The sequence below is a fragment of the Anaerotignum propionicum genome, from assembly GCF_024461735.1.
Lineage (GTDB): Bacteria > Bacillota > Clostridia > Lachnospirales > Anaerotignaceae > Chakrabartyella.
This window is the reverse complement of sequence record NZ_JANGAD010000005.1, coordinates 175,139-193,394: the sequence shown is the minus strand read 5'-3', so window position 1 is coordinate 193,394 and position 18,256 is coordinate 175,139. Positions and strand designations below refer to the sequence as shown.

General features: G+C 35.3%; 16 protein-coding genes. 3 read left to right on the top strand and 13 right to left on the bottom strand.

The window, feature by feature from the left end:
• Positions 1-23: 23 nt before the first annotated feature.
• From NE558_RS08665 to dctP (NE558_RS08645), 5 genes are read right to left on the bottom strand one after another with little or no spacing between them, the layout of a single operon-like run.
• Positions 24-857 carry a transketolase gene (locus NE558_RS08665; protein WP_256149623.1) on the bottom strand — a complete coding sequence of 278 codons (834 nt, stop codon included), beginning with the start codon at positions 855-857 and terminating at the stop codon, positions 24-26.
• 42 nt (positions 858-899) lie between these two features.
• Positions 900-2,183, bottom strand: coding sequence for a TRAP transporter large permease (locus tag NE558_RS08660; protein WP_256149622.1), 1,284 nt, complete (start codon positions 2,181-2,183; stop codon positions 900-902).
• Positions 2,183-2,671: a TRAP transporter small permease gene (locus tag NE558_RS08655; protein WP_256149621.1), complete on the bottom strand. Its 489-nt coding sequence runs from the start codon at positions 2,669-2,671 to the stop codon at positions 2,183-2,185. The genes NE558_RS08660 and NE558_RS08655 overlap by 1 nt, the downstream gene beginning before the upstream one ends.
• 55 nt (positions 2,672-2,726) lie before the next feature.
• Positions 2,727-3,140, bottom strand: a complete 414-nt coding sequence (gene dctP / locus NE558_RS08650; RefSeq protein WP_256149620.1) for a TRAP transporter substrate-binding protein DctP — start codon at positions 3,138-3,140, stop codon at positions 2,727-2,729.
• A gap of 35 nt (positions 3,141-3,175) precedes the next feature.
• Positions 3,176-3,751, bottom strand: a complete 576-nt coding sequence (gene dctP, locus NE558_RS08645) for a TRAP transporter substrate-binding protein DctP (RefSeq protein ID WP_256149619.1) — start codon at positions 3,749-3,751, stop codon at positions 3,176-3,178.
• Between the two features lie 440 nt (positions 3,752-4,191).
• On the opposite strand from dctP (NE558_RS08645), the gene NE558_RS08640 reads away from it, so the two are divergent.
• Positions 4,192-4,776: a TetR/AcrR family transcriptional regulator gene (locus tag NE558_RS08640; RefSeq protein WP_256149618.1), complete on the top strand. Its 585-nt coding sequence runs from the start codon at positions 4,192-4,194 to the stop codon at positions 4,774-4,776.
• 130 nt (positions 4,777-4,906) lie between these two features.
• Entirely contained in the window at positions 4,907-6,682 is a 1,776-nt protein-coding gene (locus NE558_RS08635) for an oleate hydratase (RefSeq protein ID WP_256149617.1), read from the top strand.
• A gap of 258 nt (positions 6,683-6,940) precedes the next feature.
• On the opposite strand, the gene NE558_RS08630 is transcribed toward NE558_RS08635, so the two are convergent.
• Together NE558_RS08630 and NE558_RS08625 are read right to left on the bottom strand one after the other, a co-directional pair.
• A complete protein-coding gene (locus tag NE558_RS08630; RefSeq protein WP_256149616.1) occupies positions 6,941-7,303 on the bottom strand; it encodes a VOC family protein in 363 nt (120 codons plus the stop codon).
• A 70-nt stretch (positions 7,304-7,373) separates the two neighbouring features.
• Positions 7,374-8,195, bottom strand: coding sequence for a hypothetical protein (locus NE558_RS08625; protein ID WP_256149615.1), 822 nt, complete (start codon positions 8,193-8,195; stop codon positions 7,374-7,376).
• Between the two features lie 133 nt (positions 8,196-8,328).
• On the opposite strand from NE558_RS08625, the gene NE558_RS14680 reads away from it, so the two are divergent.
• Positions 8,329-8,916 carry a methyltransferase family protein gene (locus NE558_RS14680; RefSeq protein ID WP_334303604.1) on the top strand — a complete coding sequence of 196 codons (588 nt, stop codon included), beginning with the start codon at positions 8,329-8,331 and terminating at the stop codon, positions 8,914-8,916.
• A 689-nt stretch (positions 8,917-9,605) separates the two neighbouring features.
• Here NE558_RS14680 and NE558_RS08615 read toward each other — a convergent pair.
• From NE558_RS08615 to NE558_RS14610, 6 genes are all read right to left on the bottom strand, one after another.
• On the bottom strand, positions 9,606-9,845 hold the full coding sequence (locus NE558_RS08615) for an acyl carrier protein (RefSeq protein WP_256149613.1): 240 nt from the start codon (positions 9,843-9,845) through the stop codon (positions 9,606-9,608).
• A 1-nt stretch (position 9,846) separates the two neighbouring features.
• The gene (locus tag NE558_RS08610) at positions 9,847-11,340 is read right to left on the bottom strand and encodes an AMP-binding protein (protein WP_256149612.1); all 1,494 of its coding nucleotides are present in this window, start codon (positions 11,338-11,340) and stop codon (positions 9,847-9,849) included.
• A 50-nt stretch (positions 11,341-11,390) separates the two neighbouring features.
• A complete protein-coding gene (locus NE558_RS08605; protein ID WP_256149611.1) occupies positions 11,391-12,635 on the bottom strand; it encodes a condensation domain-containing protein in 1,245 nt (414 codons plus the stop codon).
• Between the two features lie 26 nt (positions 12,636-12,661).
• Complete coding sequence (locus NE558_RS08600; protein ID WP_256149610.1) at positions 12,662-13,765, bottom strand: hypothetical protein; 1,104 nt, start codon at positions 13,763-13,765, stop codon at positions 12,662-12,664.
• 24 nt (positions 13,766-13,789) lie between these two features.
• Positions 13,790-16,609 (bottom strand): MFS transporter, encoded by a 2,820-nt coding sequence (locus NE558_RS08595; protein ID WP_256149609.1) that lies wholly within the window; start codon positions 16,607-16,609, stop codon positions 13,790-13,792.
• Between the two features lie 438 nt (positions 16,610-17,047).
• Positions 17,048-18,103 carry a GHKL domain-containing protein gene (locus NE558_RS14610; protein WP_256149608.1) on the bottom strand — a complete coding sequence of 352 codons (1,056 nt, stop codon included), beginning with the start codon at positions 18,101-18,103 and terminating at the stop codon, positions 17,048-17,050.
• Positions 18,104-18,256 lie beyond the last annotated feature (153 nt).

Here is an 18,256-nt window from a genome sequence, read left to right as displayed (position 1 = left end):
TATTCACTCCTTATAACAATTTATTATATAATTTGAGAATTAAGCTCATCCATTGCTTGTTTATATTCTTCTGCATTTGGTGCAACACCGTGCCATCCACATACGTTTTCCATATAAGATACGCCCTTACCTTTTACAGTTTGGGCATAAATACATTTTGGTTTACCATTTATAGATGCGTTGATTTTATCTAATGTTTCAACGATTTCTTCCATGCTATTACCATCAATGTTGTAAACTTCAAATCCAAATGCTTCAAATTTCTTACCCAAATCAAGGTTTGGCATTACCTCGTCGCACGTACCATCAAGTTGTAAATTATTATTGTCAACAAAAACTACTAAATTATCTAATTTATATTTGTTGGCACACTGAGCAGCTTCCCAAATTTCCCCTTCTTGAGCTTCACCGTCCCCAACAACAACAAAAGTTCTATATGCTTTGTTGTCGAGCTTTGCACAAATTGCCATACCAACACCGCAGGCAAGGCCCTGACCTAAAGAACCTGTTGAAATATCGATTCCCGGGCATTTTTTCATATCTGGATGTCCTTGCAAGATCGAACCTTCTTCTCTTAAGGTATCAAGAACTTCTAATGGGAAAAATCCTAAAGTTGCAAGGGCTGCGTATTGAATCGGGCAAACATGACCTTTTGAAAGAACAAATCTGTCACGATCTTCCCATTTTGGATTTTTGGGATCAATATTCATTTCTTTAAAATACAATGCTGTAACAAAATCTGCAACTGATAAAGAACCACCTGGATGACCAGACTGCGCTTTATAAATCATTGATACTGTTTTTTTTCTTAAATCTGCTGCGATATTTTTTAATTCATTCATACTAACATCTTTCATAATTGAATCACCTCATTAGATTGTTTTTTGGAAGATTTGCTTTTATACAAACGCCAGAGATATTATAGGGATATATGTAACTAACAATAACACTACAATTGCTGCTGCAATTAAAGGAAGTGCCGCAAACGATATTTCCTTCAAGTTGCATTTTGCAACACCACAGGCCACATACAAGTTCACGCCAACCGGAGGTGTAACAAGACCGATTGCTAAGTTTACAACCATAACAACACCCATGTGTACTAAATCTATACCTAAAGCATGGGCTACTGGTACGAAAAGTGGTGTAAAGATGTAAAGTGCTGAAGTTGAATCAAGGAAGCAACCTGCAATTAACAACACGATATTTACAATTATAAAGAAAACAACTGTATTTCCGTTTGTGAAAGTTGTTAACGCTTGGCTGATTGCAACGTCAATACGAGCTCTAGTTAATACATAGGCAAATAAGCTTGCCCCAGCGGTTATAAGCATAACTGTAGATGTCGTTGTTGCTGAATCAACAAGTATTCTATAAAATTCCTTTAACTTAACTGTTTTATAGATAAACACGCCAACAAACAAGCCATAAACGGCAGAAACAGCTGCTGCTTCTGTTGGGGTAAAAATACCGCCATATATACCGCCTAAAATAATTACCGGCATTAAAAGACCCCAAAAAGCTTCTTTAAAAGCTTTCCATCTTTCTGCTGCTGATGCTTTTGGCAAAATCATTAAATCAGAACGTCTTCCAATCAATATGGCTGTAATGATTAACGCAAGACCCATTAATAGCCCCGGTAAAATACCTGCGATAAATAATGTACCAATTGAAGTATCAGAAATTGAGCCAAAAACAACGAAAGTAATTGACGGTGGAATAATAACACCAATGGCGCCAGCTGCTGCCATTAAAGCTGCCGAGAACGCTGGTGAATATCCAACCCTAATCATAGCTGGAATGATAATCAAACCAAGTGCTGCAACAGTAGCTGGACCCGAGCCAGAAATAGCTGCAAAAAAGCATGCAACAATTACACAGACCATTGCTAATCCACCTTTTAAATGACCTACACATGATTGTGCGAAATCAATTAACTTTTGGGATATACCTGTTTTTTCCATGATATTGCCACCAAGGATGAAAAACGGAATTGCTAAGAGTACAAACTTACTTGTTGATGATGAAACGAGCCTTGGCAAAGTTCCTAAAATAATATCTAGTGGCTTTCCGGCCCCTTGGACAATCATTGCTGCTACGCTGGAAACGCCTAAACAAATTGCTATCGGCGTACCCATTAAAAGTAAAATTGCAAATGCACCGAATAAAACAGCTGCTACCATTAGATCTCCGCCTCATCTCTCTCTTTTTTATGATTTATTTCTTTTATAAATATTTCTAAAAAACGAATTGTTAAGAAAAATGCTCCTACCGGTACAAATGACCCGAAAGTCCACTCTGGCCATTGCATTCCTGATGTAATTTGTTTCTTTGCGTATTGACTCAAAACCATAAATACACCATAGTAACAAATAGCTCCACTGAATAATACAGCAAAACCATAACCGATAAGTACCATAATACGTCGTAATTTTTCACCAACAATATCTTGTAAAATTGTAAATCCTAAATGTGCACCTCTTTTTGCGGCAATTGCTGCACCAAGTAAACTTAATAATACAAATAAATATGTAGTGATTTCATCTGTGAATGATAGTGATGCACTAAATACATATCGAGAAATTACATTGACAAAAGCAAGCACCGTCATAACAGCTAAACATATAGCAGATAAAACTTCTTCTATATGATGTAGAAATTTTTTCAACATCTCATTCTCTCCTTCCTTCTACTTGGTACTTTAGATAAATTAACCAATATATGTATTATTCAATTCCAAATTGAGTACAAGCTTCTTTTCCATATTTCTTCATCAAGCTAGTTCTTAAATCTGAAACAACCGCTTTAAATGGAGCCAATTCTTCTTCTGACAATCTTGTAACTTCCATTCCGTAATCTTCAAATTTTGTTACAATTTCCTCTTCTTCTTGTTCTAAAATATCTCTTCCCCAGTTACAAGCTTCAACTGCTTTCTCTCTTAACATGTCTTGTGTTGCTGAATCTAAAGCATCCCAAACGGCAGAATTTGCAACAAATAAGTCATTTTCGTATGTATAGTTCCAAAGAGTTAGATACTTTTGAACTTCATACATTTTAGCTGTATCAGTAATGTTTACACCATTTTCTTGACCATCAATTGTACCTTGTTGGATTGCAGTGAAAACTTCACTCCAGCTCATTGCAACAGGGTCAGCGCCAAAAGCTCTGAATACACCTAAGAAAACTTCCCCCCAGGCACACGAATTTTAAGACCTTTTAAATCTTCCGGTGTTTTAACAGTTCTCTTGCTATTGGTAAGTTGTCTAAATCCATTATGGAAAGAGCCTAAAAATGTAATACCTTGCTCCTTTAATACTGATTCATAATATTTTCCACCTGTTGAGTCAATTGTTTCTCTTGCATCTGTGTAGTTGTCAAAGGACCAAGGAATTGTTCCAACCAGAAGTTTTTCATCAAGTGCTGACATAACACTACTAGCATATGCCGCCAAATCAACGGAGCCTTCGGAAATCATTTCAACACCTTTTGTTGCATTACCACCTGCTAATTGATCGTTTGGATAAACATGAATTTTTACATTACCGCCCGATTCTTCTTCAACGAGTTCTGCAAATTTTTGTGCAACTCTAGTATCAATTTGAATGTCTGTACCATTCACAGTCATGGTCAACTCAACATCTTCATAAGAACCCTTTGCTGCTGAACTGCTTGAACTGTTTCCACCACATCCTGTTAATGTCCCCATAACAAGTGCTCCGATTAATAAAATAGAACTGATTTTCTTTTTCATAATAATCTCTCCTCCTGTTTTCACACACTACATACTACGTACAATGTTGGATGTTTCATATGTTTACAATTTAATTGGATTTTAGCACAAAGTCAATGTATTTTATCCTTGTTTTTTCCTTTTCTATCATTTGCACAAACTCTTACTACCAAATATGGTAATTTTAAGCAAGAGATTTTTCTCTCACTAGCAAAATCGTTAAACTTTGCAGTCTCCTTTTTTACGTATTTACTTTTGTACACTTTAAGGTTCCTTGCCAGTATAAAGAATTTTTTTAATACTAACAAAAGGATTATCACAATTTCTCTAATTTTGATAAAAAGTAAAAAAATGGGTATCTTAAATATTTCCTCTTGTGTTGCAATCATTGGAAACAACATATAGAATTACTAGTGATACCCTCAAATTTATAATCAGTTTATTTCCGGGAGGTTCTTAGGATGACACAGATAACCAAACGAGCCCTGGAGGACTCACTAAAACATCTCTTACTACAAAAGCCCTTGAGTAAGATTACAATTTCAGATATTGCAAAGGATTGCGGAATAAACCGTATGACCTTTTATTATCATTTTCAGGATATTTACGATTTAATTGAGTGGATCTGCGTGGAGGAGACCGCAAGAGCTGTCAATGGAAACAAGACCTACGAAACATGGCAACAGGGGTTCTTGCAGACATTTCAAATGGTTCTTAAAAACAAACCCTTCATTTCCAACGTATATCATTCCATCAGCCGTGAAAAGATTGAGGATTACTTTTATGCGGTGACCTACGACTTGCTGATTGGGGTGGTGGAAGAATTGGCAGTAGGCATGAGCGTTTCCATAACAGATAAAAAATTTATAGCTGATTTTTATAATTTCGCTTTTGTAGGTCTTTTGCTGGATTGGATCAAAAAGGATATGCGGGAGGAGCCTCAGAAAATAATTGAACGGGTCAGCACACTAATCCATGGAGATGTCGCAAGAGCATTAAATAGGTATCAGCAAGGGAAAACTTATCAAATGACTCAAAATGATTAAAAAATAAACAGTATTATCAACATGATTAATTTCTTATCAAAGCTAATTTTTTGATTATTGTACTAAGGGGCAACAAATAATATGCTTGTATAAGAAATTAAAAAACAAACTGAACATGGAGGTAATCATTATGTATTATTCAAAAGGAAATTATGAGTCACTTGCCCGTCCTGAAAAACCTCAGGGTGTGGAGCGTAAATCTGCTTATCTAATCGGGTCAGGTCTTGCTTCTCTTGCAGCTGCTGCATTTCTTGTTCGGGATGGTCAGATGGATGGCAAGAGAGTCCATATTTTAGAAAAAGACTCCCTTGCAGGAGGTGCCTGCGATGGTTACGAATACGACAACACTGGGTTTGTTATCCGCGGAGGACGTGAGGTGGATAACCGCTACGAATGTCTGTGGGATCTATTCCATTCTATCCCCTCTCTGGAAACGGAAGGTGCTAGTGTTCTGGATGAATTTTACTGGCTTAACAAGCATGATCCTAATAGCTCTCTCACTCGTGCAACGGTTAACTGCGGAGAGGATGCCCACACCGATGGTAAGTTCGCTTTGTCAACCAAGGGTATGCAGGAGATTATGGCACTGTTTTTTACCCCAGACGAAGCACTCTATAACAAGCGCATTTCCCAGGTATTCAGTGATGAAGTGCTAAATTCTAACTTCTGGCTGTACTGGCGTACCATGTTTGCTTTTGAGAATTGGCATAGTGCATTGGAAATGAAGCTATATATCAAGCGGTTCATCCACCATATTGGCGGGATGCCTGATTTCACAGCCGTTCGCTTTACAAAACTTAACCAGTACGAATCCATGATTCTGCCGCTGGTCAAATATCTGGAGGCCCACGATGTTCAATTTCATTACGGCACGAAGGTAGAGAATATTATTTTTGATACCAAGACGGATAAAAAAGCAGCAACCCGTATCGATATTATCCGAGACGGTTTGGAGGATCACATTGATTTAACAGAAAATGACCTCGTATTTATTACCAACGGCGGCTGTGTTGAAAATTCTTCTATTGGCAATCAAAATACTCCGGCACCTTTTAACTATGAAATCAAAAAAGGTGGCGGCTGGGATCTGTGGCGCAAAATTGCAGCACAAGACCCCTCCTTTGGACATCCGGATAAATTCTGCTGTGATGCAGAGCAAAGCAATTGGATGTCTGCTACGGTAACAACGCTGGATGACCGTATCCCCCCCTATATTCAGAAAATATGCAAGCGTGATCCCTTCAGCGGCAAAGTGGTTACTGGCGGCATCGTCACTGCCAAGGATTCCAATTGGCTGCTTAGTTGGACCTTTAACCGTCAGCCCCATTTCCGCAATCAACCAAAGGATCAGCTGGTTGGCTGGATTTACGCCTTGTTTACCGATAAGCCGGGCAACTTTGTCAAAAAAGCCATGCGTGACTGCACTGGCAAGGAAATCTGTATGGAATGGCTGTATCATATGGGTGTTCCCGAGAGTCAAATCGAGGAATTGGCAGAACACAGCGCTAATACAGTGCCTTGCATGATGCCATATATAACCGCCTTCTTTATGCCACGTGAGGCAGGTGACCGCCCTGATGTGATTCCGGCAGGCAGTGTAAACTTTGCTTTTCTAGGACAATTTGCTGAAACAACCAGAGATACCATCTTTACCATTGAATACTCCTTAAGAACTTCTATGGAAAGCGTCTATACACTGCTTGACATTGACAGGGGAGTTCCCGAGGTTTGGGGAAGCACTTATGATGTCCGTGATCTGCTCAACGCTGCTTCAAAAATGAGTGATGGTAAAAAAATTACTCAAATGGAGCTTGATCCGAAACAGAAAGCAGTACTTGGCGAAGTGCTTAAAAAGATTTCCGGTACTGATATTGAAAAGCTGCTGAGAGAATACCAATTGATTTAACAGCAAAATAGAAAAAGAAAAACACCCGGCAGACATTTAAGCTGCTGGGTGTTTTCAGGTTACCGTTATATTTTCCTAACACTTTATCGCCCGTTTTTCTATCAAATTTAAGTAATTGCAGCAAGATTAGCCTAGTCTCAAAATCTCATTGGCTTAATATTGCTTAAATAGATTTAGACGTTTTCTATAATTGATCCGGAAAAGGCTTAAATGAATTGTCTTTTGCTTTGCCTTCACGAATTGGCATAGTATTCTACATTAATTTGGAAATGTACGTAGTTGTATCGATACCCCATCGGGATCATATACATAAAAATAATTGGTTTCATCCCCTGGGTATTGAATTGGTGAAGGGTTAAGACCCCGATTTTTAGCAAGTTGATGCATTTCATCCAATTTGTCTGTTTCAAAACAGATAAACATCCCTTTGCCTTCAAAGGTTTGGCCTTGTGGCACTTGGAGAAGTTCCATCTCTGTTTCTCCTTCACCATTGGTCATAAATGCTATTTCTGCTAAATCTGCATTAAACCGCCGATGTACAGTTAACCCCGTTATCATTTCATAAAATTTAATCGACTGCTCCAAGTTTTTGACACGTAATGTCACATGTTTCATATGCATTTTATCCACCTCTTTCTCTAATAGTAGTTCAATCCGTTAATAGGTATATTCCTTTTATAATAAAAGAATTTTAGAAATCACCAGTTGAGATTTGTCTAGGCCATGAAAGTAATAAGTGCTTAGCGATTTTTAAATCTGTTTCTTGTGGGAAGTACAAATCACAGAAGAAATTATGATAATTTGCAGTCCAAACGTACTTGTCCCATACAAATATATTTTCCTTATGCTTCATAAGCATTTCCTCAAGTTTTTCTTTATGTTTTTCCAACAGCTTAATTTTAACTAATTCAAATTCGTATTCATTACTGCATTCCTTATAGTATTTAAAAATAGTATTTAAGTACCCTATAAACCATTTCCCATCGGTATCAATTAAAATGTTTTGGTTTTCAGGCATATCATTGTAGTTCTGTATATATATTTGTAACTGTTTTACGGTTTTATCATCTAAAACAATTCTTGGATAACAGGCAATTTCGCTTTCTTGATAATGCGCATCTAACAAAGCTGGTCCAAAAACAATATCTTCATTAATATAAAACTCACCAATGCTTATTCCGCCTCGAACAAATAGACCCTCTAATGCCAAATTGAATTGATACTCTGCAACATTATCCAAAATCTCATTTAGCTCTGCTTCCCCATCATAATCGATTGGGTATGCAACAACCATATTGTCCGTAAATATTTTGATTTTTCCTTCACTATATTTGTCCGGAATAATACACTTTTTATTTTTTTCAATCAGGTAATTTATCTCCCCTAGTAAATTATCTCCTAATCCATTATTACAAGAATCCAGTATCATTTCTGAAAACCCTAGTATATCTATTGCACACACAATAGAATTGAGTAATCTAGGAAATTTTTCATCATATTTATTTTTTTTCATATCTATATTTCCTCTCAAAGGTTTTTATTATGAGCAACAAGAGTACCGTTTTCCTTATGAACACTATACTATATAAAGTGGTTGTCAGCAACTTTCTTATGCCATTTTCATCTTTGCTACCCAAATATATGGTATGATACCTTTTAGTAGGAACTTTTTTATCCTTAAATATACCTTGGATATTTATGAAAGGGTGGTTACAATGAATGCATTTCTAACAGTGATACCCCTATTACTAATAAGATATGGGCTCTTAAGTATTTTAAATAGGGAAGGGTTAAAACGAGCTGCTTTCTTCACTCCCATGATAGGAAAAGAAAAGTTAGCTTACTCTCTTTATCAGATTTCAAACATTCTGATTTTTGTATATCTATGTTTCCTCAAGATTACCACTAATACATATTTTCTTTATGCCGGCTTGATGATATATGGATTAGGGATCTTATTGTGTATTGGGTCCATTTTAAATTTCGCAGAACCTAACCAATATGGTATCACTGATAAGGGACTCTACGGATTATCTCGAAATCCTATGTATGTGGCATATTTTATTTATTTTTTAGGCTGTGTATTGCTTACAAAGTCGTTGGTATTGCTTGCCATATTAATTGTTTTTCAAATATCAGCACATTGGATTATTTTGTCGGAAGAAAGATGGTGTATATCCAAATTCGGAGACACGTATCTTAATTATATGCAAAAAGTAAGACGCTATTTTTAAGTAAAGTCGCTTATCTGATTCTTCAAATCAACGAATTAGAGAAATATGGTAAAAACAAATGACAGCCCCAAAAAAATCAAGCAACAATGTGTACCATTTATTGATTTATCATACTGTTTTCTGCTTGAGTTCACAATTTACATTTATATTCTGTTTTCCTCAAAGTAGATTTTATATCATATCCAAAAATATTTTCATTTTTAGGAGTATTCATTCAATAACAGTTATGACTTAGATTTATAAGAAACTTATAAATTTCTTTTGTTTTCCCATAAATCAATTCGTCTTGTCTGATATTCAAAAACAAGCACTTCAATCTCCATTCCCTGTCTTTATTAAATAGAAATCATAATATTTTCCTACTTTTCTTATATTTTATAGCATAAGAATAGGCTTTGGTTTAAGCAGGAATTCCCACTGAACCAAAGCCTATAGATTTAAAGTTTGAAAAATAATATTTCCAATTAAGCTCACTATTATATTTTATTTTTCTCAATGATGCTTTTGTAGGTTTCCTCATACGCTGCAAATCCCCTCAAGCCTGCACTGTTTGTAATCGGCATGAAACGAGCAGAAAAATATAGTATCCCTTTTATTCAGCATGCCCTTAAATAGAGGGCACTTCTTGACAATACATTTTAAACTTTTCATCTTCTGCAGTCGCATTTAAATTAGTAGAATTTGAATATTTATATAATCTGGTCAGGGCTTTTTTTATTAGCAATATAATTACAAATATCTTCAATTGTAATTAAAGAAACTATATCATTTACATTAATATCAACGTTATATTTATCTTCCAAAATGCCAATGAGATTTATTATTTCAAAGGAATCCAGCTGCAAATCAGTTTTTAAAGCTGTATCCCCTGTAACCTCTATCGCTGGTGAAAAGATATCTTTAATCATATTTATCATTTCGGTAAGCATATTAAATTTCTCCTCTTCTAATTTTTTTGCTGCCTGTTTTGGGAAACTCTTCTTCGCAAAAAACAACACTTTCAATTTGCTTATAAGAAGCTAGCATTTTATTCATTGCGTTTATTTTTTTACGGATTATCAGTCTATCATGCTCCGAATAAACTTTGGCTGTAAGTTTCCCATTTTCTTGGCAAACTACAACCTCTCCAATCTCTTCAATCTTCATTAGTTCAAGCTCAAGCTCTTCTGGGCTTATATTTTTTCCATTGGGCAATACAATTAAATTCTTTTTTCTGCCCACAATATATGCATAATTGTCTTCAATATAACCTAAGTCTCCGCTTAAAAACCATTCATCAAGGAATGCTTCTTCCGTTGCCTTTGAATCCTTATAATATCCTTTAAAAAGGTATGGATTTTTAAACAAAAGTTCTCCATCTTTCGTTTTTGCTCCAGAATTAAAATTGATACGACCAATACTTCCAAGTCGATTATCATCATTTGGATTTACGGTGATGGAACCGCAAGTTTCCGTCAGCCCATATCCATTAAGTACCAAAATGCCCAGCTCTTGCATACGTTTAGCAATTTCTAAATCAAGAGGTGCACCACCAATGACAATGATTCTTAAATTTCCCCCAAGCAATTGGTCGCATGCCTGTTTCCTTGCAGTAAGTTGGTCTAAACTGCTTATTTTCATAAGCTCTTGTGCTGTCACATGAATCATTTTATCAAAATATGTTAGCAATGCTGGTACCAAAAAAGTACAGTATGGTCTAACTTCCTGCATTTCCATGAAAAGATTCTTCAATCCTGTTGAAATAAATAAATTTCCACCGCTATACATAGAACTAAATACCACATTCGCAAAAGGTAGAATATGATTTAGCGGTAATATTAAAAAGATAGAATCTTTGACTTTAAGACTATAAGAAAGATATAGACTAGACCGCAGTAAATTAATTTGAGACTGCATTACACCCTTTGGCTTACCCGTAGTTCCCGAAGTATAAAATATGTATGATAATTCTGAACCGTCAGTTTTTTCTAATTCCACAGCTGATTCACAATTAAGATGGTTCTCAGCATCCTCCTCTATGCAGATTGTATGTTGAACGCTTTTATTATTTTTTGTTGTATCATCACAAAACGGCTGATTGAGGTGGGAATAAATTAAACAAGAGGTATCGCTGTGCTCAACCATATAGGCTTTTTCCTGTATTGTTGCCATATTATCCAAAATAACGAGCACATTTCCAGAGAGAGGCACGGCAAAACACCACTTTAAGCAGTCAAAAGAATTTTCAGAAACAAGTGCTATTTTACTATTTGTAATACCCCTTAGAATAAGAGACTTTGCTGCTGCCGTAACCTGTTGTGAAAATTCAGAATAAGTCACGGAATACATATTTCCACCTTTTAAATAGGAAAATGCATCCCTTTCACCATAATGATTTGTAGTTAAAAAAAGTAGATCACTGATTGTTGAAATGTTTTCAAACATGTATATACTCCCCCTAGGCAAATAAAATCGTTGTGTTTTTCTGTTTTTCTTTACGAAAAGCCTTTTATCTTAAGAATATTTGCTATTGTGGTTTCAATTTCCTTATGAATTTCAATAACTTCCTCATCGGTAAAGTAATTTTCCCAATATATATAAGAAAATCCAATCGTTTTCCAATCGATGTAGTCAGTAATATGTAACGTCATAGGCAGAAAGTCAGTTTCACAATTGTGATGCTTCAAAGTCGCAAAAGAAACAGAAGGCTTTTTATTGGTACAAAAATACGAAAAGGAGAACTGGGGAATATACCTACCATATTTTTCTTCGTATTCCTTAGAAAGTATTTTTGTATTCCAGTCAAAATTTCTATGCTTATAATAATCTATGGACTGTTTCTGAACCGACTGATATAGCTCAAAAATATTGTTATATTTCGTAAAGTCAAAAATGAAAGGAGGCCCAATTTCGTAAACACCTAAGCTGTTTTTTTCATCGGTTCCCAAGCGATTTCCAATAGGAATTTCGAAGTAAAAACGCTTGCACCGTGTTCTTGTATTTATAATCTGTGCAAGAATAGAAGCAATCAAAATATGAACTGAAATATTGTTTTTGGAACAATACTCAAATAAATTATCCTTAAACTCTTTGCTTGTCTGGAAAGTTAATTCCTTAATTACTGATTCATCCGTATCAATTACATCATCAAAAAGATAATCACTATTAAAAATTTCTAAAAACTTATTTTCCCAGAACTCTTTATCTACAAAATATTTTTCGCTTTCATTATATTCTTTTAAGTTATCCAGATATTTTGAAAATGGGTGCCATTTCACTTCTTCATCCTTCAAAAGCAGAACCTTTTGAATTTTATCTGTTAGCAATAATACGGATATCCCATCAAAAATTAGGTGATTAAAACTAAAGTGAATGCCATAATAAGAACCTGCAATAGAATAAATAAATATGTAATAAAGCTTCTCCCTATTATTTATCTTTGTTGCCCAAACCTTTTTACAAAATAAATGATATTCTTCTTCCGTTGAAAAATGGAAGGTAAGAATATCTTGTTTCTGATAAGGTAGAAATTCCATATACTGACGTCCATCCATAACAAGACATCGTGCTCCAAAAACATCAGCCCCTTGGATACATTTATCAATGGCAAAGGAAAGCTCCTCTGGGGAAAAGCTTCTCGAAAATTCCATTGAATACGAAATTTTCATAGGAATACTATCAATTGCTTCATTTACATCAAAAATATATTGTTGCTCATCACAAATTGGCAAAATATTCATAAAATTCTCCTTATTCAAACCGTGCCTTAATATCTAACCAAGCAATTACCCTGTCCGGACTTTTCAAGTTTGTCCTGTAATATTGCAATAAATTGTTTGAATTCATCTTTTAAAACATAATGTTCAGTAGTATCAATATTAAAATTAATTTTCTTCAAAACCCTATCTATTTCATCACTATATTTTATTGACAAATCACTTACGGTTGCGATTGTTCCGTCTTCAACGATCTCAATCATTTCCATACCAAGATAAACACCACATGCGGTTTGCCAGCAGGTTGCATTTGTATTAAACTCCTTGAATATTTCCTCATGGGATACCGTGTTATGATAATAAACAAGGTTATCACTATCATCATAAATTAATATACCGACATTTTCAGTTCCTGATACGTCCATTTGATTATTTAACTGCTTTGCTTCCTTTTCGCTAATTTTATGATGCAATAAGTATTCCTGAATACTAACAGGTGCCTGATATATAAACATACTCCCATCGCACAAGGGGCTTAATCTTTGTATTGAAAACACCTCTTCATGGGGTATGAGAAGGTATTGTCTCTTTTGGTTTTCAACAGTAAACGAAATTGGAGGACAATCCACAACTATATAAGGATTTTGTGGTGTAGAAATAAACTTATCATTCACGCAGGCCTCCAAATAATAGGATTCACAAGACCATGTATTAAATATCTCATTGCCTTTTGTTGCTTTGTCTGTTTCAAAAACAATCGCATAGTGTCTTTTACTTGGTAAATTTTTAAAATAGATATGTTCAACCAGTCCGGGATTCATACCAAAACCTAATAATATTTTACTATTGGCTTTTGTTTCAAGAAGATTTTTATAATAGTCATAACTTGTCATCTCAGCATCGTCATTTTCAATACCTGCATCCACATACGCCAAATTATACTTATAAACAAGTTCAAGAAAAAGTTTCGTCCGTAGACCTGTAAGGTTAATAAAGAGATCTATTTCTGAATGGTGTTCGTTTATGTATTGAATGGCGTCCATATTATTATATTCAAGGTCACAAATCGTAATATTGTGGTTGCAACCATGTTTCTCAACAAGCTTCATAAACGCCTTTCCTATGTTCCCATAACCTGCAAGTAAAATATTCATAACTTTCAAAGCTCCTTTTAATTTTTAATGATTCATATAATTTGTATTTTTTTGAATTTTATTGTGATTCTTATCCTCGAAATTAAGGATTAGGAATATTGCTGTTAAAACTAGAAAACTAATGCCAATGATTAAAAAAGACCTCTTGATCCCAAAGAACATGGCAAAAGCAAATAAGTAAGCCTGCCCCATCTGGGCCATACCAATCACAACATTGCTGAGGGCAAGGGTACTGCTCTGCCCATATTGAATTGATTCAGGCAACTGGGTAAAATAAATATTCTGAACTGATTGAAAAAAGCTATCCGCAAAAGCAATGGCGACACAGGCAAAAACCAGTGCAAAAACTGATTGCATCAGTCCATAGTATATAATTGCAGTAGACATAACAACAGCTGATATAATCAGTACAATATAGGAATCCAATATGGAAAGAAGCTTCTTTGTTAAGACTGGACCAAGATATATGGAAATCAGTCCAAAAATAATGATAATATAGGAAATTGTCTCCTCATTTAAACCTTGATTTTTCCCTTCTAGGGGAAGAAAGAAATCAATAAATCCCATGCAGATAAAATATGGAACCGTTAAAAAGAAAATATAACCAATTACTCGTTTATTCCCCACAAAATGTAAAAAACTCATATCAGAATTCACTTCCACATAATTCATGGCATCAGGGACGTTGTCTTTATTGTAAAAAAGAATCGCTGTAATTAAGAGAATCAAAAGAATGAAAGCAGAAACAACATATACCCAGCGATAACCCAAGCTAGTAATGACAGTTGCTCCCAAGGCAACTCCAACAATGGTACCTGCATTGGTGCCAGCACTGCTCATTGTAAACCCTTGTGTGACACGCTCTTCATCCGGTTGCATGGCCACCATGGTATCTAGAATGTTGAGTATCATACCTGCACCACTTCCAAACATACTTCTACCCACAATAAATTGCGTAAGACCGCCAGAGGTCGCTGCAATCAACTCTCCAACAATGGAAAGAATGGTGCCTATCACAAGCAGCTTATGAAGGTGAATTTTTTTTATAAGCACGCCCGATATAAAAGCAGAAATTCCAACAAATAATAGCGTCACGGAATAGGCAACCGCCACTGCAATCTCCTTCGATACGCCAAAGGTTTCATTGTATAACTGCATCGCAAACAACGGACCACATACAACCGACAAGTGGTAGGCAGTTTGACCTAAAAATATTGGAGTTCTAACCGATCTTGAGTCTATAAGCTGACCGGCTTCCGATGACTTTTTAACAAAAAACATTTTTATTCCAAAGAAAATTTCTTTTAATAGCAGTAATGAAAGCAGCAAAACTACAGCAGTTGAAATAATGATTTCAATTTGCTTTGCTCTCATTTCTTTCATAAAACTGTTTTTATTGAACCCGACCTCAACAGCACCAACTACTTCATTGTTGTCTGATACGATTGGCACTTGAACCAGACAATAAGAACCAAAGTAGCCCACATAATCCGGGTAAATAAGTGTGTTGTTCTGACATATTAGGTTTATTGCATCCTTTTCCGCTACCTCTAAAGGATAGATTGCTCCTGCTTCTTCTGGCATAGATAAAATAAAATAAATCCTATTTTCAAAAAACCTATTAATTCCCAAATATATATCTGCATTCCAAAGGTTATCTTTTTTATTGAGTCCTGTATCATCAATATAAAAAACATCTTCGGAATTGCTTGCATTATTATTTAGGAAATTAATTATGTTTCTATAATTTTGTGAGTTAAAATCCTCCAAATTATCAATGCTTTTTACATCCTCATAAGAAATATTATTGGCGATCAATTTTCCAATGGAAGAAATTTTATCAATGGAGCTGTCTTGATAAGCATTGTAAAGAATATCAGTATATTTGACGATGACCAGCGATGATATCGATACAACAATTATGATAACTATAAAGTTATATGTAAAATCAGTAAATCCCACTTTTTTGTAGTAATATATAGCAAAGAAAATCACCGCGCTAAGTCCCAAAAGAACCAAATATAAACCGCATAACCAAGTGAACATAATACGCACATATTCCCCTGTTGAAAATGCAATCTCTGTATTTACCTGTGATATGGCTTTTGTATTAACATTCAAACGATAGGTAGCATAACTGGATACAACCGTAACATCATTTTGACTAGCACGGGCTATAGAATAGTAAAGGGCAGGATCGGTGAAAAAATCATCATTCTCCTTCATCGATGCCATCGTCTGAAAGCTTTGACCATTATAATATTTTACAGTACGTGAACCAATATCAGAAACGACAAGAACACCATCCACCAGAGCCATGGAATACGGTATATTAAAGCCTTCCTCTTTTTGATAGGATAGTAATTTTGTGTCATTTCCATTTGAATTGATTTCATAAATATTGCCCAACGCAGTAATCACATAGAAAATCCCTATTTCATGATCATAACAATATTTTATGGCATGCTCTTTCTTATCGTCCCAAGGAACAACTGCCTTGATCTGTGGTTTATTGTTTTCTTTCAAATTGATAGAATATAGAAGAAGTTCGTCATCTGTTCTCGTCACAAAAGTAAGCTCATCGCCAGAAAACTGTAAATCCATTATCTGGCTTGTTCTATCAAAAAGATGTTCTGCGGTGTAGGAAGCAGAATAAACACTTCCTATAAATTTCCCCGTTGCAGAAAACTCATCAATTGAAATGCTTGAAATGGCTGCATCATTCAAATATTGATAGTTTGTTACATATATTTTCCCATCTGGCGCTTGCGCAAGTTCTTTATAACAAGCATCGGTATTAATATATGTCCACTTACATTTTCCATCTTTGTTTATTCCAAGCAAACGATAATTTCCCTGGTCGATATAGTACTGATCACCATTATCTGAAACTTTATAAAAAGTAGGAGAAGATATTTGGGGGCTAGTCTCAAATGGTTTATAAATAAAACAGTACCAATTAAAATAAACGTAGACGAAAGAAACGAAAGCCAATAAGACTGTAGTGAATATTAAAAAATTAAACTTTTTTTTAGATAAATTAATCTTCATATATTTCCTCTTATCATCTATTCATAATTAAAATCCGCTCTAAACTTCTTACAAAAAATAGCAATCAAAGCAGTCAAAGTAAATAAAAAATACTCTTTTTTGGTTTTTTATTTTAGCATATCTAAGGGGAAAAAACCGTTTCTGGGGTAATTGCCATCATTTTAGGGGTAATTGCATTTTTTTGTTAAAAATAAGCGACTATCGGCTGATAGTCGCTTATTTTGTCTTACCTTATGGAATTGCTTTATGGGCATTGAGAACGATTTGAGTGGTAAATTTACCATTGCCGGCAGAAAATCGGTATGTACCGTCATATTTCTCGGTAGTATAGATTATGCTATGTATACCCGTGCCACCGCCTTGCTTTTGGGTTTTAGGCAGTTCCCCATCAAAAACAATTTCTTCGTTACAGCTATTCTCCACCTGTATGCGCAGCCTTCCATCCATATATTTGGCAGTCACAATGATTTCCTTTTCATAATCCTTGGGCAACCTCAGACAACCTTCAATGGAATTCTCCAGTGCATTGCCAAAAATACAAGTTAAATCAACATTATCAATCCCTGCTTGCTCAGGTACAGTCATATGAAAATATATCTTGATTTTGGCTTTCTCCGCCTTTTCTGCATAGGCATTACAGATACTGTTTACAATTGGATTTCTACAATAAGCTGTACTTTTGCTCATGTCCAGAGCAGCGTTATAACTTAGCATATAGCCTTCAATCTCGTTCACGTTGCCATTTTTCAGCATGTCTATGATAACCGCATTGTGGTGGCGCATATCGTGCCTTTGCTGAAATGCCAAAGCCACTGCTGCCTTTTGGCGGGCAAGCTCTGATTCCCACAACTTCTCTTGCTGTGCCATAAGCAGCTGACGTTTTTCCAATGCATATTTTTCAACAATGGCATTGGCTTGAATATACAACAGGTAATATACCGCCAGAAACAACAGATACACAGTAATAATAATGACTTTATTCCAACTTTCATTATTCCAAGACCAATAGGGGGATGGGTAATACAATACCATTATTTGAATGAATAAAAACATCAGCGGTACCAACCCAGCTGCACGCCATTCCTTGTCCAACGCACCCACCAGTCGTCGAAAACGTGGGCGCACAAATTTATAAAGTAGCGGAAGAATTCCTGCATATATGACCAGACGAATTATCATGAATTCAATGACGAAAGCAGAACCCCCACCATGTATTGCTAAGATATCACCAAAATAGTTAATAGCCAAATAAATATTAACAAAGGTTATAAAGCTAAAAAGTGACACAAAAAAATAGTCTTCTGAACAAATCAAAAACCAAGAAAGTTCTATTACTAAAATAATAAGTATTGCAAATCCATTTACCGAATAGACGCCATGTGTAAACAAGTGATAAGACAGTATGCTTATTCCACAAAGCATCACAAATAATCCTATCAA